Annotated in this window: 19 protein-coding genes; 14 read left to right on the top strand and 5 right to left on the bottom strand. The window is 65.9% G+C overall.

Going from position 1 to position 20,622, the window contains the following annotated elements; translation table 11 throughout:
- Positions 1 to 484 precede the first annotated feature (484 nt).
- Positions 485 to 1,684 carry a tyrosine--tRNA ligase gene (gene tyrS / locus BLP96_RS17670; protein WP_089688809.1) on the bottom strand — a complete coding sequence of 400 codons (1,200 nt, stop codon included), beginning with the start codon at positions 1,682 to 1,684 and terminating at the stop codon, positions 485 to 487.
- A gap of 116 nt (positions 1,685 to 1,800) precedes the next feature.
- On the opposite strand from tyrS, the gene BLP96_RS17665 reads away from it, so the two are divergent.
- Positions 1,801 to 2,931 (top strand): anhydro-N-acetylmuramic acid kinase, encoded by a 1,131-nt coding sequence (locus BLP96_RS17665; RefSeq protein WP_089688806.1) that lies wholly within the window; start codon positions 1,801 to 1,803, stop codon positions 2,929 to 2,931.
- A 7-nt stretch (positions 2,932 to 2,938) separates the two neighbouring features.
- Here BLP96_RS17665 and BLP96_RS17660 read toward each other — a convergent pair whose 3' ends face one another.
- Together BLP96_RS17660 and BLP96_RS17655 are read right to left on the bottom strand one after the other, a co-directional pair.
- Positions 2,939 to 4,081 carry a PilT/PilU family type 4a pilus ATPase gene (locus BLP96_RS17660; RefSeq protein WP_089688804.1) on the bottom strand — a complete coding sequence of 381 codons (1,143 nt, stop codon included), beginning with the start codon at positions 4,079 to 4,081 and terminating at the stop codon, positions 2,939 to 2,941.
- A gap of 34 nt (positions 4,082 to 4,115) precedes the next feature.
- Complete coding sequence (locus BLP96_RS17655) at positions 4,116 to 5,150, bottom strand: type IV pilus twitching motility protein PilT (protein WP_089688802.1); 1,035 nt, start codon at positions 5,148 to 5,150, stop codon at positions 4,116 to 4,118.
- Between the two features lie 75 nt (positions 5,151 to 5,225).
- On the opposite strand from BLP96_RS17655, the gene BLP96_RS17650 reads away from it, so the two are divergent.
- Genes BLP96_RS17650 through BLP96_RS17625 form a run of 6 tightly spaced genes read left to right on the top strand, consistent with a single transcriptional unit; the run spans position 5,226 to position 9,705 of the window.
- Positions 5,226 to 5,930 carry a YggS family pyridoxal phosphate-dependent enzyme gene (locus BLP96_RS17650; protein ID WP_089688800.1) on the top strand — a complete coding sequence of 235 codons (705 nt, stop codon included), beginning with the start codon at positions 5,226 to 5,228 and terminating at the stop codon, positions 5,928 to 5,930.
- A gap of 34 nt (positions 5,931 to 5,964) precedes the next feature.
- On the top strand, positions 5,965 to 6,789 hold the full coding sequence (gene proC, locus BLP96_RS17645; RefSeq protein WP_089688798.1) for a pyrroline-5-carboxylate reductase: 825 nt from the start codon (positions 5,965 to 5,967) through the stop codon (positions 6,787 to 6,789).
- A 52-nt stretch (positions 6,790 to 6,841) separates the two neighbouring features.
- A complete protein-coding gene (locus BLP96_RS17640) occupies positions 6,842 to 7,435 on the top strand; it encodes a YggT family protein (RefSeq protein ID WP_089688797.1) in 594 nt (197 codons plus the stop codon).
- A gap of 46 nt (positions 7,436 to 7,481) precedes the next feature.
- A complete protein-coding gene (metX, locus tag BLP96_RS17635; protein ID WP_089688795.1) occupies positions 7,482 to 8,639 on the top strand; it encodes a homoserine O-succinyltransferase MetX in 1,158 nt (385 codons plus the stop codon).
- Positions 8,639 to 9,250 carry a methionine biosynthesis protein MetW gene (gene metW, locus BLP96_RS17630; protein ID WP_089688793.1) on the top strand — a complete coding sequence of 204 codons (612 nt, stop codon included), beginning with the start codon at positions 8,639 to 8,641 and terminating at the stop codon, positions 9,248 to 9,250. Before metX ends, metW begins: the two co-directional genes overlap by 1 nt.
- On the top strand, positions 9,247 to 9,705 hold the full coding sequence (locus tag BLP96_RS17625; RefSeq protein ID WP_089688791.1) for a DUF4426 domain-containing protein: 459 nt from the start codon (positions 9,247 to 9,249) through the stop codon (positions 9,703 to 9,705). The genes metW and BLP96_RS17625 overlap by 4 nt, the downstream gene beginning before the upstream one ends.
- 12 nt (positions 9,706 to 9,717) lie before the next feature.
- Here BLP96_RS17625 and sfsA read toward each other — a convergent pair whose 3' ends face one another.
- Positions 9,718 to 10,443 carry a DNA/RNA nuclease SfsA gene (gene sfsA / locus BLP96_RS17620; RefSeq protein ID WP_089688789.1) on the bottom strand — a complete coding sequence of 242 codons (726 nt, stop codon included), beginning with the start codon at positions 10,441 to 10,443 and terminating at the stop codon, positions 9,718 to 9,720.
- Entirely contained in the window at positions 10,443 to 11,603 is a 1,161-nt protein-coding gene (locus tag BLP96_RS17615; RefSeq protein ID WP_089688787.1) for an aminotransferase class I/II-fold pyridoxal phosphate-dependent enzyme, read from the bottom strand. The genes sfsA and BLP96_RS17615 overlap by 1 nt, the downstream gene beginning before the upstream one ends.
- A gap of 217 nt (positions 11,604 to 11,820) precedes the next feature.
- Between BLP96_RS17615 and dksA the strand changes: the two genes are divergently transcribed.
- The 7 genes from dksA to folK all read left to right on the top strand — a co-directional run bounded on the left by dksA (position 11,821) and on the right by folK (position 20,621).
- Complete coding sequence (gene dksA / locus BLP96_RS17610; protein WP_089688786.1) at positions 11,821 to 12,258, top strand: RNA polymerase-binding protein DksA; 438 nt, start codon at positions 11,821 to 11,823, stop codon at positions 12,256 to 12,258.
- A 77-nt stretch (positions 12,259 to 12,335) separates the two neighbouring features.
- A complete protein-coding gene (gene gluQRS / locus BLP96_RS17605; protein WP_089688782.1) occupies positions 12,336 to 13,229 on the top strand; it encodes a tRNA glutamyl-Q(34) synthetase GluQRS in 894 nt (297 codons plus the stop codon).
- 11 nt (positions 13,230 to 13,240) lie between these two features.
- Positions 13,241 to 13,417: a hypothetical protein gene (locus BLP96_RS20170; protein WP_163576102.1), complete on the top strand. Its 177-nt coding sequence runs from the start codon at positions 13,241 to 13,243 to the stop codon at positions 13,415 to 13,417.
- Positions 13,407 to 16,379 (top strand): ATP-binding protein, encoded by a 2,973-nt coding sequence (locus tag BLP96_RS17600; protein WP_089688780.1) that lies wholly within the window; start codon positions 13,407 to 13,409, stop codon positions 16,377 to 16,379. The genes BLP96_RS20170 and BLP96_RS17600 overlap by 11 nt, the downstream gene beginning before the upstream one ends.
- Positions 16,357 to 17,751 carry a sigma-54-dependent transcriptional regulator gene (locus BLP96_RS17595; RefSeq protein ID WP_089688778.1) on the top strand — a complete coding sequence of 465 codons (1,395 nt, stop codon included), beginning with the start codon at positions 16,357 to 16,359 and terminating at the stop codon, positions 17,749 to 17,751. Before BLP96_RS17600 ends, BLP96_RS17595 begins: the two co-directional genes overlap by 23 nt.
- Before the next feature lie 969 nt (positions 17,752 to 18,720).
- A complete protein-coding gene (gene pcnB, locus BLP96_RS17590; RefSeq protein ID WP_089688776.1) occupies positions 18,721 to 20,127 on the top strand; it encodes a polynucleotide adenylyltransferase PcnB in 1,407 nt (468 codons plus the stop codon).
- Positions 20,124 to 20,621 carry a 2-amino-4-hydroxy-6-hydroxymethyldihydropteridine diphosphokinase gene (folK, locus tag BLP96_RS17585; RefSeq protein ID WP_089688774.1) on the top strand — a complete coding sequence of 166 codons (498 nt, stop codon included), beginning with the start codon at positions 20,124 to 20,126 and terminating at the stop codon, positions 20,619 to 20,621. The genes pcnB and folK overlap by 4 nt, the downstream gene beginning before the upstream one ends.
- Position 20,622 lies beyond the last annotated feature (1 nt).

The raw sequence follows: 20,622 nt of genomic DNA, 5'->3' as shown, positions 1-20,622 counted from the left end.
CTGCCTCATCGACAAGCGCCCACATGAATTACCTGATCGATTGTTAAAGAGCGGCTCTCATCTCCCGTGAAAACGGAGTGGAGCGTCTCACCCTGCTGTCGGCAGTGCCGCCAGCGCCCGGCGAGGAAGGCGTATTCTACGTGATCGGCGCCGACTGTCAAGAGCGAACGTGTCGCTCAGCGGCCGACTCACGGCAGTGACGAAACCCGCGCAATGCCGGCAAAAAACCTCGCCGCATCAAACGCTTCCGTCATTCTCCACCGCTGGCAACGTGGCCCGTCGCCGGCAGCGGATGCGTACTTTACGGGCAACCCGCGTACGACGCAAGGGGGATCTGTAAAAATCTTTCAGACCCGTGACAAGCCCGCACCACTTATCCACACCCCTCGCTGCGCAGCGGGTGTGGATGACTCAGAGATCGAAGGATAGACAGCACAATGCCCGCACGAAGCGGGCATTGCGTGATCGACGACGAAGCTGCGAGCTACGTGAGAGTGACGCGCGCGTAGCGCTTCTTGCCGGCCTGTATCACGTAACTCTTGCCACGGTCGAGCAGGTGACCGCGCTCCACCACCTCACCGTCGACCTTGACCCGGCCATTGCCCAGCATGTCCTTGGCCTGGGCGCTGTTCTTGGTCAACCCCGAGCGGTTGAGCACCGCGGCGATCGGCGCCTGGGCGCTACCCTCGAAATCGACCTCGACCTCGGGCAGGTCTTCGGGCAGCTCGCCTTCGGCCAATTGATTGCCGGCGGACTTGTGAGCCTGCGCCGCGGCCTCTTCGCCGTGATAGCGCCCGATCAGCTCGCGAGCCAGTATCATCTTGACGTCGCGCGGGTTCGCACCTGACTCGACGTCGCGCTTGAGCGCCGCGATCTCCTCGTTGGATTTGAGCGAGAGCAGCTCGAAGTAGCGCCACATCAGGCTGTCGGGCATGGAAACCAGCTTGTTGAACATCGCCCCCGGCGCCTCGTCGACGCCGACGTAGTTGTTCAGCGACTTGGACATCTTCTGCACGCCGTCGAGCCCCTCGAGCAGCGGCATGGTGATCACCACCTGAGGCGCCTGCCCGAAATGCTTCTGGATTTCGCGCCCCATCAGGAGGTTGAATTTCTGGTCGGTGCCGCCCAGCTCCACGTCCGCCTCGAGGGCCACGGAGTCGTAGCCCTGCACCAGCGGATAGAGGAACTCGTGAATGGAGATCGCCTGATTGGCCTTGTAGCGCTTGTCGAAGTCGTCACGCTCGAGCATGCGCGCCACGGTGCTCTGACCGGCGAGCTCGATCATGTCGGCGGCGCTCATCGCCGAGAACCACTCGGCATTGAAGCGCACCTCGGTCTTCTCCGGATCGAGGATCTTGAACACTTGCTCACGGTAGGTCTGGGCGTTGGCCTTGACCTCCTCCTCGGTGAGCGGCTTGCGGGTGACGTTCTTGCCGGTAGGATCGCCGATGCGGCCTGTGAAGTCGCCGATCAGGAAGATGACCTCGTGCCCCAGATCCTGGAACTGACGCATCTTGGTCAACAGCACGCTATGCCCCAGGTGAAGGTCCGGTGCCGTGGGATCGAACCCCGCCTTGATGCGCAGCTTGCGTCCGGACTCGAGCTTCTTGACCAGCTCCTCCTCGATCAGGATTTCATGGGTGCCACGCTTGAGCAGCGCCAGCGCGCTCGCGACATCGGTCATCGTCTCCAACTCCACAGATACGGTTGTCGGTCCTGTACCCAGGCTCCTTCGAATGGGCCAGGATGTTAGCATGTCTTGGCGCCTTGCGGTGGCGCCGCCGCGATTCGGAGAACGCCATGCCTCTCTTCATTGGACTGATGTCCGGCACCAGCCTGGACGGTATCGACGCCGCCCTGGTCGAGCTGAAAACGGACCAGCGTCCACGACTGCTTGCCACCCATGCCGAACCCATGCCCGAGGCGCTGCGCCACGCGCTGTGGCAGCTCTGCCACGCTGACAGGGTCGCCTTCCGTGACCTTGCCACCACCGAGGATGCCTTCTGCCGCCTACAGGCCGGGGCCGTCGGTCGACTGCTCGCCGCCAGCCGATTGCCGCGTGAGGAGGTCATGGCCATCGGCAGCCACGGACAGACCATCGAGCATGCCCCGGAGGGCCATGCCGGCGGTCCCGCCTATACTCTGCAACTGGACAACCCTAGCCTGCTCGCCGAGCTGACCGGCTGCACCGTAGTGGGCGACCTGCGCCGCCGCGACCTGGCCGCCGGCGGCCAGGCTGCGCCCCTGGCACCGGCCTTTCACCAGGCACTGTTTCGTGACCACGAGGCCTGGCGACTGGTGCTCAACCTGGGCGGCTTCGCCAACCTGACCCTGCTGCCACCAGCCGGCAGCGATGCCCCGGTACTCGGCTTCGACACCGGCCCGGCCAACGCCCTGCTGGACGCCTGGCACGATCGCCACCGCGGTGGCCGCTTCGACGCCGACGGCGCCTGGGCGGCTTCGGGTCGCGTCGATGCCGCGCTGCTCGAGCGGCTGCTCGCCGATCCCTTCTTTCACCAGCCGCCACCGCGTAGCACCGGCCGCGAGCATTTCCACCTCGCCTGGCTGGAGGAGCGGCTCAGCGGAACGGAAGACCCTGCCGACGTCCAGGCCACCCTGGCCGAGCTCACCGCCGTGAGCGTAGCTCTCGGCGTGGGCATGGCCCGCGAGCGGCTGGAAGCACCGCCGGCCGAGGCGCTGATTCCGTGCGGCGGCGGCGCCCACAGCCGCGACCTGTTGACCCGTCTGGCCCGCCATCTGCCGGAGACGCCGTTGGTACCCAGCGACGACTGGGGCTGGCCGGCCGACTGGCTGGAGGCCGGCGCCTTCGCCTGGCTCGCCTGGCGGCGCCTGGAAGGGTTGCCCGGCAACCTGCCCAGCGTGACCGGCGCCGCCGGCCCACGCGTCCTCGGTGGCCTCTACGCCCCCTGACGCCGCGTCAGAAGTCATCCTCGTCGCGCAGCGACAGCTTCTGGGCCGTGTCGTGCGCCTTGGCCAGCGTATCGCTGCTCGAGTCCTCGAACTTGATCATCATGCGCAGGTCGTTGGCCGAATCGGCATGCACCATCGCCACCTCTTCGCTGATCTTGCCCGCCTTGAAGAGCTCGAACAGCGCCTGATCGAAGGTCTGCATGCCCAGGTCGCGAGAACGCGCCATGGCGTTCTTGATCTCACCCACCTCGCCCTTGCGGATGAGATCGGCCACCAGCGGCGTTCGCAGTAGGACTTCGATGGCCGGCGCTCTCCCTCCATCACGCGTCGGCAACAGCTGCTGGGCAACGATGGCGTGCAGGTTGAGCGACAGGTCGAGCCAGATCTGGTCATGACGCTCATGGGGAAAGAAGTGAATGATGCGGTCCAGCGCCTGGTTAGCGTTGTTGGCGTGCAGCGTCGCCAGGCACAGGTGCCCCGTCTCGGCGAAAGTGAGCGCGTGCTCCATGGTCTCACGGGTACGCACCTCGCCGATCAGGATGACGTCGGGCGCCTGGCGCAAGGTATTCTTCAGCGCCACCTCGAAGGACTCGGTGTCGATGCCCACCTCGCGCTGATTGATGATCGCCTTCTTGTGCGGATGCACGTACTCGATGGGATCCTCGACGCTGATGATGTGCCCGCCCACCGTCTCGTTGCGCTGCTGGATCATCGACGCCAGGGTGGTCGACTTGCCGGTACCGGTACCGCCCACCACGAACACCAGGCCGCGTTTGATGTTGGCCAGCTCTCCCAGCACCGGCGGCAACGCCAGCTCCTCCAGGTGCGGGATGTCGAAGCCGATGCGACGGATCACCATGGCCAGTTGGTTGCGCTGCTGGAAGGCACTGACCCTGAAGCGGCCGCGCCCTGACAGGCTCAGCGCAAAATTGGCTTCGCGATCTTCATGGAAGCGCTCCCGGTGGCCCTCGGGCAACGCCGCGGCGACCAGCTCACGCACCTGCTCGACGGAGAGGCGCTGCTCGCCCAGCGCGATCAGCCGGCCGGCGATCTTGATGGTGGGAGGGGCCTGGACCGAGATCAACAGATCCGAAGCCTCCTTCTGGGCCATGATGCCCAGCAGCTGTTCCAGCCACTCGCGTGCGGTCATCTCCCTGCTCCTGCGTCGATGGGTGTGGGTCGCGTCACGGGGTCAGCATGCTCTTGGCACGAGCCTGGGCCTCGTCGCGAGTCACCAGGTTGTCGCTCACCAGCTTGGCCAGGCTGGCATCCAGGGTCTGCATGCCCAGATTGCCCCCGGTCTGGATGGTCGAATAGATCTGCGCCACCTTGTCCTCGCGGATCAGGTTGCGCACTGCCGCGGTGGCGATGAGGATCTCGTGGGCAGCCACCCGGCCGCCGCCCCGACGCTTGAGCAGGGTCTGGGAAATCACCGCCTGCAGCGATTCTGAGAGCATCGAACGCACCATGGCCTTCTCCTCGCCGGGGAAGACGTCGATGATACGGTCGATGGTCTTGGCCGCCGAGGTGGTGTGCAACGTTCCCAGCACCAGGTGGCCGGTCTCGGCCGCCGTCAACGCCAGGCGAATCGTCTCCAGGTCACGCAGCTCGCCGACGAGGATCACGTCGGGATCCTCGCGCAGGGCGCTGCGCAGCGCCTGGGCAAAGCTCCGGGTATCGCGATGCACCTCGCGCTGGTTGATCAGACAACGCTTGCTGCGATGCACGAATTCCACCGGATCTTCGATGGTGAGGATGTGGTCGTAGCGATTGTCGTTGATGTGGTCGATCATTGCCGCCAGGGTAGTGCTCTTGCCGGAACCGGTGGGGCCGGTGACGAGTACCAGGCCGCGCGGCAGCAGCGCCAGGCGGCGGAAGACATCGCCCATCCCCAGGTCGTTCATGGTCAGGATGTCACTGGGAATGGTGCGGAATACCGCTCCGGCGCCGCGCGCCTGGTTGAAGGCATTGACACGGAAGCGCGACACACCGGGCACCTCGAAGGAGAAGTCGGTCTCGAAGAACTCCTCGTAGTCACGCCGCTGGCGATCGCCCATGATGTCGTAGATCAGCTTGCGCACCTCTCGGTCATCCATGGCCGGGACGTTGAGGCGGCGAATGTCGCCATCGACGCGGATCATCGGCGGCAGCCCCGCCGAAAGGTGGAGGTCGGAAGCGTTCTGCTTTGCCGAGAACGCCAGCAGTTCGGTAATATCCATGCACTTCCCCTGCTCCAGGTAAGGTTCCCTTCAGTATGCCAGAGCATTCGACATCACGGACGGCCTGTGACTGAGATGACGGCCCTCACACTTCACGAGTCGCTGACCGCCGCTCGCGAGCGACTCGCACGAGCCCTGGCCGATGCCGGGCGCCCAGCCGGGGACGCACGCCTGCTGGCCGTGAGCAAGACCAAGCCGGCGGCCATGATCCGTGCCGCCTGGCAGCTGGGACAGCGCGACTTCGGCGAGAACTACGTCCAGGAAGCGCTCGACAAGCAGGCCGAGCTGGCCGACCTCGACGACATCGTCTGGCATTTCATCGGCCCGCTGCAATCCAACAAGACACGGGCCGTCGCCGAGCACTTCGCCTGGGTGCATAGCCTGGACCGGGAAAAGATCGCCGTTCGTTTGAACGATCAACGGCCCGTTGCACTGGGACCGCTCAATGTGTGCCTGCAGGTCAATGTCAGCGGCGAGGCCACCAAGGCGGGCGTCGATCTGGAGGCGCTCGGCCCGCTCGCGGAAGCGGTCGCCTCGCTGCCCAACCTGCGCCTGCGCGGCCTCATGGCGATTCCCGCACCGGCCGAAGCGCTAGCCGAGCAGCGTCAGCCCTTCGCGCGGCTGCACGAGGCGCTGCAAGAGCTGCGTCAGCGCCTGCCGAGCGCTCCGTTGGACACGCTTTCCATGGGCATGACGGCCGACCTGGAAGCCGCCGTGCTGGAAGGCGCCACCCTGGTTCGCCTGGGTACGGCCATCTTCGGGGCGCGCAGCCAGCGCTAGCGCTCCACCATGAACTGGAAGAAGGACACAACGCATGGCCAGCAGAGTCACCTTCATTGGCGCCGGCAACATGGCCAGCGCCATCATCGGCGGAATGATCGACGATGGCCATCCCGCCACCGCCATCACCGCTACTTCGCCGAGCGATGCCTTCCTGGCGCCGGTGCATGAGCGCTTCGGCATCCATACCGACACCGATAACGTCGCCGCCGTACGCGATGCCGATGTCGTGGTGCTGGCGGTCAAGCCGCAGGTCATGCGCGAGGTTTGCGAGGACCTGCGCGATAGCCTGCAGCGCCAGCGCCCGCTGGTGATCTCGGTAGCGGCCGGCCTTTCCGCCGAGACCCTGGACGCATGGCTCGGCGGCAGCCTGCCGCTGATCCGCTGCATGCCCAACACGCCATCGCTGGTGGGCGCCGGCGCCGCCGGCCTATACGCCAACGCCAACGTCAGCGACGCCCAGCGCCGCCTGGCCACCGAACTGCTCGAAGCCGTGGGACTGGTCGAATGGGTCGACGACGAAGCCCTGCTGGATGCCGTCACGGCGGTCTCCGGCAGCGGCCCCGCCTACTTCTTCCTGATGTTCGAAGCCATGGAGGAAGCCGGGGTCAAGCTCGGCCTACCCGCCGAGACGGCTCGCCGCCTGGCCATCCAAACGGCGCTGGGAGCCGCGCGCATGGCGCAGACGAGCGACCAGACGCCGGGGCAACTCAAGCGCAACGTGATGTCCCCTGGCGGCACCACCGAGCGCGCCATCGAGCACCTCGAACAGGCCGGCCTGCGCCAGGCCATGCTCGACGCCATGGATGCCTGCGCCTCCCGCGCCCGTGAAATGGCCGAAGAACTCGGCAAGCGCTAGCCCAACGGGGCACCGCCCGTCGGTGCCCAATCGACGACACGGAGGAGCCCACATGGGCAGTCAACTGGGAAACGCCGGCCTGCTGCTGGTCAACACCCTGATCAACATCTATCTGTTCCTGCTGATGCTGCGCTTTCTGCTGCAGGCATCCCGCGCGGACTACTACAATCCACTGAGCCAGTCTGTGGTGAAGATCACTCAGCCGGTGGTGGGTCCCTTCCAGAGCTTCCTCGGCCCGGTGATGGGACGCTTCGACCTGGCCACCCTGGCCGCCGGATTCGTGCTCAAGGCGGTCACCATCGTGGCGATCCTGCAGGTGGCCGGCTTCGGCATGCCACCCATTGCCGGCGTGGCCATCGGCAGCGTGGCGGCAGTGGCCAACGCCATCCTCAAGATCTACTTCTTCGCGCTGATCGTGATGATCATCTTGAGCTGGGTCGCCCCCAATGCCAGCCACCCTGGGGCGCTGCTGGTCATGCAACTGGTGGAGCCGATCATGGCCCCGGTGCGCAAGGTGATCCCGCCGCTGGGCATGATCGACCTGTCGCCCATCGTGGTCTTCATCGCCATCAGCCTGATCGATGGTATCGTGGTGGGCTCGCTGACCCGTGCCGCCGGCATTGCCGGTGCGCTGGTCGGCCTTTAAGGCACCGCCACCCAGCCGGACACCAATGACGGGACACCCACGCCCCATGCCCGAGTTTCCCGATGACTCGGTCGGCCTGGTGACGCCGCAGACGGCGCACTTCGACGACCCCTTGACCCTGGCCTGCGGCATGACGCTGCCGGCCTACGACCTGACCTACGAGACCTACGGCACGCTCAATGCCGAGCGCAACAATGCCGTGCTGATCTGCCATGCGCTGTCGGGCCACCACCACGCGGCCGGTTATCACGACGACGAGCGCAAGCCCGGCTGGTGGGATGCGCATATCGGCCCGGGCAAGTCCATCGACACCAACCGCTTCTTCGTGGTTTCGCTGAACAACCTGGGCGGCTGCCACGGCAGCACCGGTCCGGCCAGCATCAACCCGGAAACCGGCCGGCTGTGGGGGCCGGAGTTTCCGATGGTGACGGTAGGCGACTGGGTCCACAGTCAGGCACGCCTGGCCGACCGCCTGGGGATCGAGCGCTTCGCTGCGGTAGTCGGCGGCAGTCTCGGCGGCATGCAAGTCCTGCAGTGGACGCTCACCTATCCGGAGCGCATCGCCAACGCCGTGGTCATCGCCGCCACGCCAAAACTGTCGGCCCAGAACATCGCTTTCAACGAAGTCGCCCGACAGGCGATCCGCTCCGACCCCGACTACCACGGTGGGTGGTACGCAGAGCACGGCACTGCACCGCGCCGTGGCCTCAAGCTGGCACGGATGGTGGGTCACATCACCTACCTCTCGGAAGATGCCATGGGCAGCAAATTCGGCCGCGACCTGCGCACCAACGACCTCAACTTCGGCTACGACGTGGAGTTCCAGGTCGAGTCCTACCTACGCTATCAGGGCGACACCTTTTCGAGTGCCTTCGATGCCAACACCTACCTGCTGATGACCAAGGCACTGGATTACTTCGACCCCGCCGCCGCTCACGGCGGCGACCTGGCACGCGCCCTGGCTCCCGCCGTGTGCCCGTTTCTGGTCGTCAGTTTCACCAGCGACTGGCGCTTCCCCCCGTCGCGCTCGCGCGAACTCACCGATGCCCTGATCCATGCCGGCAAGCCGGTGAGTTACGTCAACATCGACTCGCCCCACGGCCACGACGCCTTTCTGCTGCCGGACCCCCGTTACCAGGCGGTCTTTGCGGCGTTCATGAGCCGTGCGGCACGCGACCTGGGCTTGGCGGAGGAGACGACCTGATGCGCACCGACCTCGAGCTGATCCATCGCTGGATTCCGCAGGGAGCCCATATCCTCGACCTGGCCTGCGGCGACGGAACCCTGCTGGCCGCCCTGGCGCGCGACAAGAGCGTGACCGGCTACGGCCTGGAAATCGATCCCGAGGGCATCACCGCCTGCATCGCCAAGGGCGTCAACGTCATCGAGCAGAATCTCGACGCGGGACTCGCCAACTTCGAGGACGACAGCTACGACCTGGTGGTGATGACCCAGGCGCTGCAGGCGCTGCGCCGTCCCGACCGCATGCTCGACGAGATGCTGCGGGTCGCCGACGAGTGCATCATCACCTTTCCCAACTTCGCCTACTGGCGCCACCGGGTGCATCTCGGCATCCGCGGCTACATGCCGGTTTCCAAGTCGCTGCCCCACGCCTGGTACGACACCCCCAACATCCACCTGTCGACCTTCAACGACTTTGAACATCTATGCCGTGACAAGGGTCTGAGCATCACCGATCGCGCCGTGGGCATCCGCGACCACGAGGGACACTGGACCTCGCGCCTGTGGCCGAATCTATTCGGCGAGATCGCCATCTTCCGCGTCGGCCGTCAGCCAATGAGGAGCGCACCATGAGGCATCGCATCGTTCTAGGCCGTCTGATCGCCGTCCTGCTGTTCGCTTTCTCCTTGCCGCTCGCGGCCCAGCAGTTCGAGCAGGTCGGTGACTACCAGATCCACTACAGCGCCGTGAATACCAGCTTCCTCTCCGAGGATATCGCCCGCGCCCACGACATTCCGCGCAATGCAGCCATGGCGCTACTCAACGTCAGCGTGCTGGAAGAGCGCGACGACGGCACCACTCGGCCAGTGACCGCCCAGGTCGACGGCCGGGTCGGCGGGCTGGACAGCGAGGATGGCGAGCCCCTGACCTTCCGCACCCTTCGCGACGGCGAGGGGGTGGTATCGCAGATCGCCGTATTCCGCATCCACGCAGACGCTCCCATGCGCTTCGACCTCGACGTGCGCTATGACCGCAACGCCGAACCTGCCGAAGTGAGCTTCATCCAGCGTTTCTATATCGAGCGCTGAGCCAGGATCGACTCACAGCCGCACCGGCAGTGCCTCGCCCAGGCGGATCGCCGAGGGCTCTCCACGACGCCACTCGACCTCGCAGCCGTGGGCCAGGACCTCGACACCGGTCGCCGCCACGCGCGCCAGCGTTGCCGCATAGGCGGGGTCGAGATGCGCCGCCGGCGCCACATCACGAATGCCCCCGTGGGCCACGCAGAACAGCAACACGGCACGCTGCCCCCGGGCGACCAGCGTCGCCAGCGCTTCGAGGTGCTTGCGTCCACGCTCGCTCACCGCATCGGGAAAGTAACCGTGGCCGTCGGCCTCGCGAAGGGTGACCTGCTTGACCTCCACGTAAGCGGTAGGGCGCACCGGATCGTCGAGGCGAAAGTCGAGCCGCGCGCCCGTCACCGCCGCTTCGCGCTGGAGGGATGCATAGCCGGAAAGCCGGGCAAGTCGGCCGGCACGCAGCGCCTCCTCGACGATACGATTGGCCCGACCGGTGTGCACCGAAGCGAAGGCGGTAGTGCCATCGGGCTGAGGCAGTTCGATCAGTTCCCAGGTCCAGGCCAGCTTGCGCGCCGGGTTGGTACTCGGCGCCAGCCATACCCGGCATCCCGGCACGTCGACCGCACGCATCGAGCCGGTATTGGGACAGTGGGCCACCACTTCACGCCCATCATCGAGCCGTACGTCGGCCAGAAAGCGCTTGTAGCGGCGCAGCAGGGTGCCGGGCTTCAGCCGTGGGTAGTCCATCAGCGGCGCACCAGGAAACGCTCGAGACGCGCCACCGCCTCTTCCAGCCGCGCGATACCGGTGGTGAAGGCGATGCGCACGTAGTGCTCGCCGCCAGCGACGGCGAAGTCGGTGCCCGGCGTGATGGCGACGTTCTCCTCTTCGAGCAGTGCTCGGCAGAAGGTCTCGCTGTCGCGACTGTAGCGGGAGATGTCGAGCCACAGGTAGAAGGCGCCTTGGGGCGGCAGGCTCGGCGCGAGCTGCAGCGTGGCGAGCCCGGCGAGCAGCGCATCGCGACGGCGCCGCAGCTCGCTACGCCGTTGCTCGAGGATGTCGCGACACTCGGGCGTGAAGGCCGCCAGGGCGGCATGCTGGGCCGGCGTGGAAGCGGCCAGGAAGACATTCTGCGCCAGGCGGGCCAGCGGCTCCACGGCCGCTTCGGGAGCCACCAGCCAGCCCAGTCGCCAGCCGGTCATGCCGAAATACTTCGAGAAGCTGTTGACCACGAAGGCATCGGGGCTGATCGCGGCTACCGACAGCGGTTCGAGGTCATAGCACAGCCCCTGATAGATTTCGTCGACCAGCAGGTGGCCGCCACGCGCCGCCACCGTCTCGGCGACCGCGGAGAGCTGGCCGGCATCGAGCATGTGGCCGGTGGGGTTGGAGGGCGTTGCGAGCATCGCCAGGCGCGTGGCGTCGCCCCAGTAGCGGGCCACTCGTTCGGCATCCAGCTGCCATGCACAGCCGTCGTCCACCGGCACGGCATCCACCTCGGCGCCGGCCAGCGCCATGAAGTGACGGTTGCAAGGGTAGTTGGGATCGGCCATGAGCACCCGATCGCCGGTGCCCACCAGCAGTTGGCTGGCCAGCAGCAGGGCACCGGAAGCACCCGGAGTGACCAGGATGCGTGCCGGATCGACCGTCACCCCGAAGTGCTCGGCGTAATGGCCGGCGATCGCCTCACGCAGCGCCGGTAGACCGGCCGCCGGCGTGTAGCGGGTCTGGCCCTCGGCGAGTGCGGCCTGCCCCGCCGCCACTACCGGCTCCGGCGTGGCGAAATCGGGCTCACCCACCTCCAGGTGAATGACGTCATGGCCGGCGGCTTCTCGAGCCTGGGCCGTCTCCAGCAGGCTCATTACGCGAAAGGGGGCAACACGCGCGACACGCGGGTTCCAGGGCATGGCAGGCTCCTCGGCAGCGCTAAGGGGCGGCGAGCCAGCTCGGCCCACCTCTCGATCACGGGGCCATTCTAACGACTTTGGCGAATCACGCCTAAATGCTGGGCGCCAGAGGTTGCAAAACCGCCATTTTTCCGCTAAACAAGCATCCCTTTGGCGTGAGATACCTGGCCAGAGGCCAAGTATCGATCAGCAGTCACTCAAGACACGAGGCACTCCCATGCCAGTAGCCGACACCAAGACGGAAGCGCCCAAGAAGTTCACCCCGTACGAAGCCGCACCGGGTGAAGAGTACATGAACGAGCAGCAGCTGGAGCACTTCCGACAGATCCTGCTGGGCTGGAAACAGGAGCTCATGGAGGAGGTGGATCGCACCGTGCGCCACCTGCAGGAGGAGGCGAACAACTACGCCGACCCCGCCGACCGCGCTACCCAGGAAGAGGGCTTCAGTCTCGAGCTGCGCACCCGCGACCGCGAACGCAAGCTGCTCAAGAAGATCAACGAGACCCTCGAGAAGATCGACGAGGAAGACTATGGATTCTGCGAGGCCTGCGGCGTGGAGATCGGCATCCGCCGCCTGGAAGCCCGCCCCACCGCGACGCTGTGCGTCGACTGCAAGACTCTTGCCGAGCTAAAGGAGAAGCAGCTCGGTGGCTGAGCCGCAGCATCGCTGCACTCTCATGACGGGCACCCCAGGGTGCCCGTTTGCATGACGGCCAGCCCCAGGAGTCGCCCATGCCTCGCTACCGCGGCCGCTTCGCCCCCACACCCTCCGGACCGCTGCACTTCGGCTCGCTGGTCGCCGCTCTGGCCAGCTTTCTGGATGCCCGCCACGTCGGCGGTGAATGGCTCTTGCGTATCGAGGACATCGATCCGCCGCGCTGCCCGCCCGGCGCTGCCGATACCATCCTGAAACAGCTCGAGGCGTTCGGCCTGCACTGGGACGGCCCCATCCACTGGCAGCACGAGCGCGATGGCGCTTATCAAGCCGCGCTCGACGCCATCATTGCCCAGGACCTGGCCTATCTCTGCAGTTGCTCGCGCCGACAATGGCGCGCGCATGCCATCTATCCCGGCTGGTGCCGTGACGGCATCCGCGAACCGCACAAGCCGACCGCCTGGCGCCTGCGTAGCGACCGCGGCCTGCGTCCGGTCATCTGGGAGGATCGCCTGTTCGGCCACCAGCACTTCGACCCCGCACTGCTCGGCGACGTGGTACTCAAACGCAAGGACGGCCTCTGGGCGTATCAACTCGCCGTGGTGGTCGACGACGCCGACCAGGGCATCAGCGACGTGGTGCGCGGCTTCGATCTGCTCGACAACACCCCCTGGCAGCGCCAGTTGCAGCATGCTCTCGGCCTTCCTGAGCCCCGCTACCTGCATCTGCCATTGATTCTCGGCCCCGATGGCCAGAAGCTGTCGAAGCAGAACCATGCCCCGCCTCTGCCGGAAAGCGAGCACGCGGCCCGTCCGCTGCTGCATGCGGCTCTCGTAGCACTGGATCAGGCGCCACCCGACGCACTGGCCACTACGCCGGTCGACGAACAGTTGGAGTGGGCGCTGTCTCACTGGTCGGTGACGCGCATTCATCCACGAGCCCTGCGTCACGACGCGCCACATCGCGACTGAGGGAGGGAACCATGTACGTCTACCGCATCATGCTGCTGCTGGTATTCGGTGGCTACCTGCTCTCGCCGCTACTGATGAGCGGCTGGTCGAGCCCGGGCGTGGCCTGGTACCGTCCCTTCGCCATCTGGGGCGTACTGATCGCCCTCACCCTGTGGCTGGAGCAGAAGAGGAAGCTCGATGAACGCTGAACTGGCCAGCTTCTCCCCGGCCAGCCTGCTCTTCCTGGGCATCGGCTACCTGCTGGTGCTGTTTCTGCTCGCCTTGGCCGTCGAACGCGGCTGGGTCGGCCAGACCGTGACCCGACATCCCGCTGTCTACACCCTGGCCCTCGGGGTCTACGCCAGCGCCTGGGCGATCTACGGCAGCCTGGAACTCGCTGCCAGCAACGGTTACGGCTACCTGGCCTACTATCTGGGCGTGGCCGGTGCTTTCCTGCTGGCACCAGTGCTGCTGGTCCCCATACAGCGCATGACGCGCACCTATCAGCTCGCCTCGCTGGCCGACCTCTTCGCTTTCCGCTTCCGCTCGCGCTGGGTGGGCACCCTGATCACCGTGGTCAGCCTGCTCGCCGTGCTGCCGCTGCTCGCCCTGCAGGTACAAACGCTGGGCGACGGTATCCACCTGTTGACCGGTGCCGCTTCTCCGGGCCTGCTGGCACTCGTTTTCTGCGCCCTGAGTGCCCTGTTCGCGGTGCTCTTCGGAGCGCGCCATAGCCGCCTGCATGCCCGTCACGACACGCTGTTGACGGTGATCGCCTTCGAATCGGTGATCAAGCTGGGCGCCATGCTCACTCTGGGTGCGATCGCCCTGTTCGGGGTCTTCGACGGTCCCGCCGACCTCCAGGCCTGGCTCGACGGTCCCGGCCAGTTGCACCAGGCCGCCAGCGCCCAGCCCGATGCCGCCCACTGGCGCACGCTGCTGCTGCTGTTCTTCGCTGCGGCACTGCTCATGCCGCACATGTTCCACATCACCTTCGCCGAAACGCTGTCTCGGCGCACGCTGCTGCAGGCGAGCTGGACCCTGCCGCTGTTCCTGCTGCTGATGGCGATCCCGGTACCTCTGATCCTGTGGGCGGCCCAGGCACAGGGGCACGATCAAGCCGTGGGCGCGGCCTACCTGGCCTTCGTGATCGCCGACACCCCCTGGGTAGGGGCGCTGGCCTTCCTGGCAGGCCTCGCCGCAGCGAGCGGCACCATGATCATCATCGCTCTGGCGCTGTCCGGCATGATCCTCAATCACATGCTGCTGGTCGCCCACCCCCCCGAAGCACAGCCGGACCTCTATCGCTGGCTGCGCTGGCTGCGTCGGGCATTGATCGTCGCGGTGATCCTCGGTGGCTGGCTGTTCTATCGCCTGATCGGCGTTCACCATGACCTGACCACCCTGGGGCTCGCGGCGTTCGTGGGCATGGCCCAGTGTCTGCCGGGCCTGCTGGCACTGCTCTACTGGCCGGGCGCCAACCGCAAGGGCATGGTCTCGGGGCTGGTCGTCGGCACCGTGACCTGGCTGGCCGGGCTATGGATTCCCCTGCTCACCGGCCTCCCGGCGCTGGTCATCGTCCCCCTGGGCCTGGAGGCATTGGCCGGGGAGCCAGTCTGGTACGTGGTCGCTCTGGTATCGCTGGCCGCCAACGGCCTGACGCTCATCCTGGTGTCATTGGCCACCCACACGTCCGCTGGCGAACGCGCTGCCGCCGAGGCCTGCTCGGTGGATGCAGTGATTCGCCCCAAGCGCCGGCCGTTGCTGGCAACGACCGGCGCCGACTTCAAGCATCACCTGGCCCGTGCCCTGGGCACCGACGTCGCCGAGCGAGAGGTCGAACGCGCCTTGAGCGACCTCGGCCTGTCGCCCCTCGACGGGCGCCCCTACGCCCTGAGGCGACTGCGCGACCGCATCCAGGCCAACCTTTCCGGGTTGATGGGCCCCTCGGTGGCCCAGGACATCGTCGACCGCTACCTGCCCTATCGCCACGATAGCGAGGAGGCCACCGACGACATCCACTTCGTCGAGAACCGCCTCGAAGCCTACCGTTCGCGGCTCACCGGCCTGGCTCGCGAGCTCGATGGCCTGCGCCGCTATCATCGGCGCATCCTCACCCGCCTGCCCGTGGGGCTGTGCCTGTTCGGCGTCGACGACGAGCTGCTGATGTGGAACGACGCCCTGGCCGAGCTCTCCGGCATCGACGGCTCCAGTGTGGTCGGGGCTCGTCGCGACGGTCTGCCCGTTCCCTGGAGCGAGCTGCTCGGCCGCCTGCTCGTCGAGCAGTGCGACCATCTCTACAAGCAGCCCGTCGAACTCGGCGGTACCACCCGCTACCTGACACTGCATCGTGCCGAGCTGCCCGCTGACGACGACCTGCGCGGCGGTACGGTGATCCTGGTCGAGGAACATAGCGAGCTCAAGTGGCTGGAGGACGAACTCGTCCATGCGGCCCGGCTCGCCTCCATCGGCCAGGTAGCCGCCGGGGTGGCCCACGAGATCGGCAACCCCATCACCGGCATCTCCTCGCTGGCCCAGAATCTGCGCTACGACACCGAAGACCCTGGCGTCCTGGAGACGGCCGGGCAGATCCAGCAGCTCACCGACCGCGTCTCGCGCATCGTCTCCTCGCTGGTCGGCTTCGCCCACGGCGGACGCCACGTGGGCGGCGGTCACTTTGCACCGGTGGCCATCGCATCGGTGACCGATGAAGCGCTGCACTTGATCCGCCTGGCGCGCTCGGGCGAGGATGTCCACTATCACAATCGTTGCCCGCCCGATCTGGAGGCAGTCGGCGACGCCCAGCGGCTGCAGCAGGTGATGATCAACCTGCTCAGCAATGCGCGTGACGCCAGCGAACCCGGAGGACAGGTCATCGTCGATGCCAGACGCGACGGCGACTGGGTCCTGGTCAGCGTCACCGATGAGGGCCACGGCCTCGACGACCGGGTCCGCGAGCACTTGTTCGAGCCGTTCACCACCACCAAACCGCCGGGCGAGGGGACGGGCCTGGGCTTGCCACTGGTCTACAGCATCATTGCCGAACACCATGGGCGCATCGAGATCGACTCGCCGCCGCCCGATCGAGCGCGCGGCACCCGCATCAGCCTCTGGCTGCCTACCGAACGAGGAGATGGTGACACCACCGATGAGCCGGATACTGATCGTTGAAGACGAAGCCATCATCCGCACGGCTCTGCGCCGGCTACTCGAGCGCCACGACTACCGAGTCAGCGAAGCCGGCTCGGTAAGCGACGCCCTGGCGCTGGAACCGCAAAGCTTCGATCTGGTGATCGGCGACTTGCGCCTGCCCGGCGAGCCCGGGACCGAGCTGATCGCCAAATCCGCACCGACGCCGGTGCTGATCATGACCAGCTACGCCAGCATGCGCTCGGCGGTCGACGCCCTGAAACGAGGCGCCGTGGACTATGTCGCCAAGCCCTTCGACCACGACGAGCTACTGGAAACCGTGGCACGCGTGCTTCACCAGCAGGCATCGCGCCGCACTCAGCCCCCGGACATCACCGACGAGGCAGGAACCCGCCACCAGATGATCGGTGAATGCCCGGCCATGCAGGCGGTCTACACGCGTATTCGCAAGACCGCCCCGGCCGACGTCACCGTGCTGATCCAAGGCGAATCGGGCACCGGCAAGGAACTGGTGGCCCGCGCCCTCCATCAACAGAGCCGGCGTACCCATGCCCCGCTGATCTGCGTGAACTGCGCCGCCATCCCCGAGACATTGATCGAGTCCGAGCTGTTCGGCCACGAAAAGGGAGCCTTCACCGGCGCCAGCGCCGCCCGCACCGGCCTAGTGGAAGCCGCCGACGGCGGCACCCTGTTCCTCGACGAGATCGGCGAGCTGCCGCTGGATGCCCAGGCGCGCTTGTTGCGGGTCCTTCAGGAGGGCGAGATCCGACGCATCGGCTCGGTGGAGACCCGCCATGTCGACGTACGCCTGATCGCCGCTACCCACCGCGACCTGCGTGCGCTCTCCAAGACCGGGGAGTTCCGCCTCGACCTCTACTACCGCCTCAACGTGATGCAGATCGATCTGCCACCGCTGCGCGACCGTGAGGACGACATCCTGTTGATCGCCGACGTACTGCTCGACAAGGCTTGCCGCCGCCATGAGCGCAGTGGGCTGCGTCTGTCGCGCGCCACTCGGCAAGAAATCCGTCAGTATCCCTGGCCCGGCAACGTACGCGAACTCGAAAACGCCCTGGAGCGTGGCGTCATCCTCGCCGAAGGCCACCTGATCCATCCCGACGACTTGGGACTCATCCCAGCGCCGGCCAGCGTTACCCGTTCACCCGCCGAACCGTCGCTGCGCTCCGCCGAACCTGCCCCGGCCGAGCCTCCCGAAGACGATGACGACCTGTCGCTCGAGGATTACTTCCAGCATTTCGTGCTCGAGCACCAGGACCACATGAGCGAAACCGAGCTCGCCCAGAAGCTCGGCATCAGCCGCAAGTGCCTGTGGGAGCGCCGCCAGCGCCTGGGCATCCCACGCAAGAAGCAGGCACGCCGCAACGTCGGCTGATTCTGCCACGCCCTCCTACGACCATCGTTCAAGGCCCGATGCATCGCATCACAGGCGAGTGTGCCATGCCATGTCGGCCGATCATGCACCAGGTGTTACCTTCCCACACAGCCTGCGCGCCAGATTGGCGCAAGAGCGGTAACACCCGACCCTCACATGACCGGCACCATCGCAAAGAAATCTCATAACCAGCTGAAAAAAAAGGATTAAAATAACGATGGCACACCCCATGCAACTACCATGGCAAGAAAAACAACATCCGACTGTCCCCGCGCCAACAACAACAATCAGGCGGCCAGGCGAGACAGGGCCCATGCCAACAACAACAATCATGGGCTGTGTAGTGACGCGGAAACGGGCGCAACAACAATAATACGGGCCCCGACACTTCCGCCCTTCGCTTCCTAACAACAACAAGCAGCGAAGCACCGGATCCATCAGGACGCGACGCGCTCACCGGCCTCCAACAAGAACAACGGCCGTCACGGCGCACCTTCGGCAAACAACATCAACAAGCCGAAGGAAGGCAATCCCGAATGCCGTCGTGGTTGGATTATTGTTTTGAATACGAGGCGGTCGCCACCAGGAACGTCAACAATCACAACAACCTTGCTTGCCTGTGAACTCCTTGGTGACTGTGGTGCGTATTCAAGGCGATGCGCCATCACGAAGAAGAAACAGCCGCATGGATGCAGCGTTTACGACCTGTCAGAGGAGGCCTTCGGGCCTCCTCTTTTGCTGTGGGCGGCGTTCAAGGAGGGCAGGCGAGCGAGGTAAGTGGTAAAGCGCTAGCCGTACGGAACGCAGAAGCCACAGCCCATGGAGTATGGGAGGATGCCGAACGGTCTGGCGCATCGGCACCGCGCAACGCAGCGATTTGCCCCTGCAACCACTTGCGCAGTGTTTCCCTAGGTGTCGGGGGTCAGCTACACTCTATGGTTTTCGCACACCGCGAGGCGATATCGCCGCATGTTCAAAGGATTTTCCCGTTTTCTACAGAGCCCGGGCACTCACTTGCGCACTCTCTTCGGCCCCGAAGAAACCGCGTCCGGCGGCCGTTCCGGGCCTCGCATCATTCCCCGCAGCGAGCATACCGTATCGCGTCAGCATTTCAGCGAGTCCGCCCTCAAGGTGCTTTACCGCCTGCACAACGCCGGCTTCGAAGCATACCTGGTGGGTGGCTGCATTCGCGACTCCCTGCTCGGGCGAATGCCCAAGGACTTCGATGTGGCCACCGATGCCACGCCGGAGCAGCTACGCGACCTGTTCCGCAACTCTCGGATCATCGGCAGACGTTTTCGCATCGTGCACGTACGCTTTGGGCGCGAGGTGATCGAAGTGACCACCTTTCGTGGCCGGCACGGCGATGACCATGGCGATCATATCGCCCAGCGGTCCGAGGAAGGCCTGCTGCTGCGCGACAACGTCTGGGGCAATATCGAGGAAGATGCCCTGCGCCGCGACTTCACCATCAACGCCCTGTACTACAGCATCGCCGACTTCTCGATTCACGATTTCACCGATGGCGTCCATGATATCGAGACCCGCACTCTGCGTCTGATCGGCGATCCGGAAACCCGCTACCGGGAAGATCCCGTGCGCATGCTGAGGGCCGTGCGATTCGCTGCCAAGCTCGACTTCCAGCTAGCACCGGCCACCGAAGCCCCCATCCGCGACCTGGCCCCCTTGCTGCTGCAGATCCCCCCGGCCCGCTTGTTCGACGAAATCCTCAAGCTGTTCATGGCCGGCCATGGCGTCACTACCTTCCGCCTGCTGCGCCACTATGGCCTGTTCGCCATGCTCTTCCCGGAAACCGAGGAAGTCATGGCCGAACAGCCCTGGGCGGAACCGCTCATCGAGGCAGCCCTGGCCAGTACCGACCGGCGCATCCACGAGGAACGGCCGGTAACGCCGGCATTCCTGTTCGCTGCGTTGCTGTGGGGCCCCAGCCAGCAGCGCCAGGCGGTGCTGGAAGCCGACGGCATGCCACCGATTCCCGCCCAGCAGGCAGCAGCACAGCAGGTCATCTCGCGCCAGCTGCAGCATGTCGCGATCCCCAAGCGCTTCAGCCTACCCATGCGCGACATCTGGGAACTGCAGCAGCGCCTGCCCAAGCGCAGCGGCAAGCGTGCCGCCCAGACCCGCGAACACCCACGCTTTCGCGCCGCCTACGATTTCCTGCTGCTGCGCGAGGCGGCCGGCGAGATCGCGCCGGGCCTTGGCGACTGGTGGACCGCCTATCAGGAGGGCGACGATCACCAACGCGGTCGACTGCTCGACAAGGCACAAGGCGACGAGGGTACTAGCGGCAACGGACGCGGCCGCCGTCGTCGACCTCGCAAGCGTCGTCGGCGCAGCACTCCGCCCAACGCATGAGCCTCGAGCGTCACGTCTACGTCGGGCTTGGCAGCAATCTCGACGATCCCTGCCGCCAAGTCACCCAAGCGCTGGGCGAGCTCGCCACGTTGCCGCTCACGCGACGACTCGGCGCCTCACGGCTCTATGCCAGTCGCCCGCAGGGCCCTCAGGACCAACCCGATTTCATCAATGCCGTGGCCTGGCTCGAAACACGGCTCTCGCCACTCGCCCTGCTCGATCAGTTGCAGGCGCTCGAACAGCGCCACCGTCGCGTACGCGGTCAGCGTTGGGGGCCGAGGAGTCTGGATCTCGACCTGCTACTCTACGGATCACGGCAGCTGCACCTGGCACGTCTCACGCTGCCACACCCGGAGATGCTTGGCCGACCTTTCGTGCTGGTACCGCTGGCCGAACTGGCCGCCCAGCGCCGTCTCCCCGACGGCCGTACCATTGCTCGAGCGGCAGAAGCGTTGGACGCGTCGGGGCTTCGAGCAGTGTTACCGGGCGACTGAG

The organism is Billgrantia gudaonensis (genome assembly GCF_900100195.1).
GTDB classification, from domain to species: Bacteria; Pseudomonadota; Gammaproteobacteria; order Pseudomonadales; family Halomonadaceae; genus Halomonas; species Halomonas gudaonensis.
Note: the sequence above shows the minus strand (reverse complement) of the source record. Positions and strands in the feature narration are given on the sequence as shown.

Excerpts from the sequence above, each read along its gene's own strand:
- dksA (WP_089688786.1), top strand. The coding sequence starts at position 11,821 with ATGCCAGTAGCCGACACCAAGACGGAAGCGCCCAAGAAGTTCACCCCG.
- tyrS (WP_089688809.1), bottom strand. The coding sequence starts at position 1,684 with ATGACCGATGTCGCGAGCGCGCTGGCGCTGCTCAAGCGTGGCACCCAT.
- BLP96_RS20170 (WP_163576102.1), top strand. The coding sequence starts at position 13,241 with ATGTACGTCTACCGCATCATGCTGCTGCTGGTATTCGGTGGCTACCTG.
- BLP96_RS17595 (WP_089688778.1), top strand. The coding sequence starts at position 16,357 with ATGAGCCGGATACTGATCGTTGAAGACGAAGCCATCATCCGCACGGCT.
- folK (WP_089688774.1), top strand. The coding sequence starts at position 20,124 with ATGAGCCTCGAGCGTCACGTCTACGTCGGGCTTGGCAGCAATCTCGAC.
- BLP96_RS17650 (WP_089688800.1), top strand. The coding sequence starts at position 5,226 with ATGACGGCCCTCACACTTCACGAGTCGCTGACCGCCGCTCGCGAGCGA.
- BLP96_RS17660 (WP_089688804.1), bottom strand. The coding sequence starts at position 4,081 with ATGACCGCACGCGAGTGGCTGGAACAGCTGCTGGGCATCATGGCCCAG.
- gluQRS (WP_089688782.1), top strand. The coding sequence starts at position 12,336 with ATGCCTCGCTACCGCGGCCGCTTCGCCCCCACACCCTCCGGACCGCTG.
- BLP96_RS17640 (WP_089688797.1), top strand. The coding sequence starts at position 6,842 with ATGGGCAGTCAACTGGGAAACGCCGGCCTGCTGCTGGTCAACACCCTG.
- BLP96_RS17665 (WP_089688806.1), top strand. The coding sequence starts at position 1,801 with ATGCCTCTCTTCATTGGACTGATGTCCGGCACCAGCCTGGACGGTATC.
- BLP96_RS17615 (WP_089688787.1), bottom strand. The coding sequence starts at position 11,603 with ATGCCCTGGAACCCGCGTGTCGCGCGTGTTGCCCCCTTTCGCGTAATG.
- metX (WP_089688795.1), top strand. The coding sequence starts at position 7,482 with ATGCCCGAGTTTCCCGATGACTCGGTCGGCCTGGTGACGCCGCAGACG.
- metW (WP_089688793.1), top strand. The coding sequence starts at position 8,639 with ATGCGCACCGACCTCGAGCTGATCCATCGCTGGATTCCGCAGGGAGCC.
- pcnB (WP_089688776.1), top strand. The coding sequence starts at position 18,721 with ATGTTCAAAGGATTTTCCCGTTTTCTACAGAGCCCGGGCACTCACTTG.
- proC (WP_089688798.1), top strand. The coding sequence starts at position 5,965 with ATGGCCAGCAGAGTCACCTTCATTGGCGCCGGCAACATGGCCAGCGCC.
- sfsA (WP_089688789.1), bottom strand. The coding sequence starts at position 10,443 with ATGGACTACCCACGGCTGAAGCCCGGCACCCTGCTGCGCCGCTACAAG.
- BLP96_RS17625 (WP_089688791.1), top strand. The coding sequence starts at position 9,247 with ATGAGGCATCGCATCGTTCTAGGCCGTCTGATCGCCGTCCTGCTGTTC.
- BLP96_RS17655 (WP_089688802.1), bottom strand. The coding sequence starts at position 5,150 with ATGGATATTACCGAACTGCTGGCGTTCTCGGCAAAGCAGAACGCTTCC.
- BLP96_RS17600 (WP_089688780.1), top strand. The coding sequence starts at position 13,407 with ATGAACGCTGAACTGGCCAGCTTCTCCCCGGCCAGCCTGCTCTTCCTG.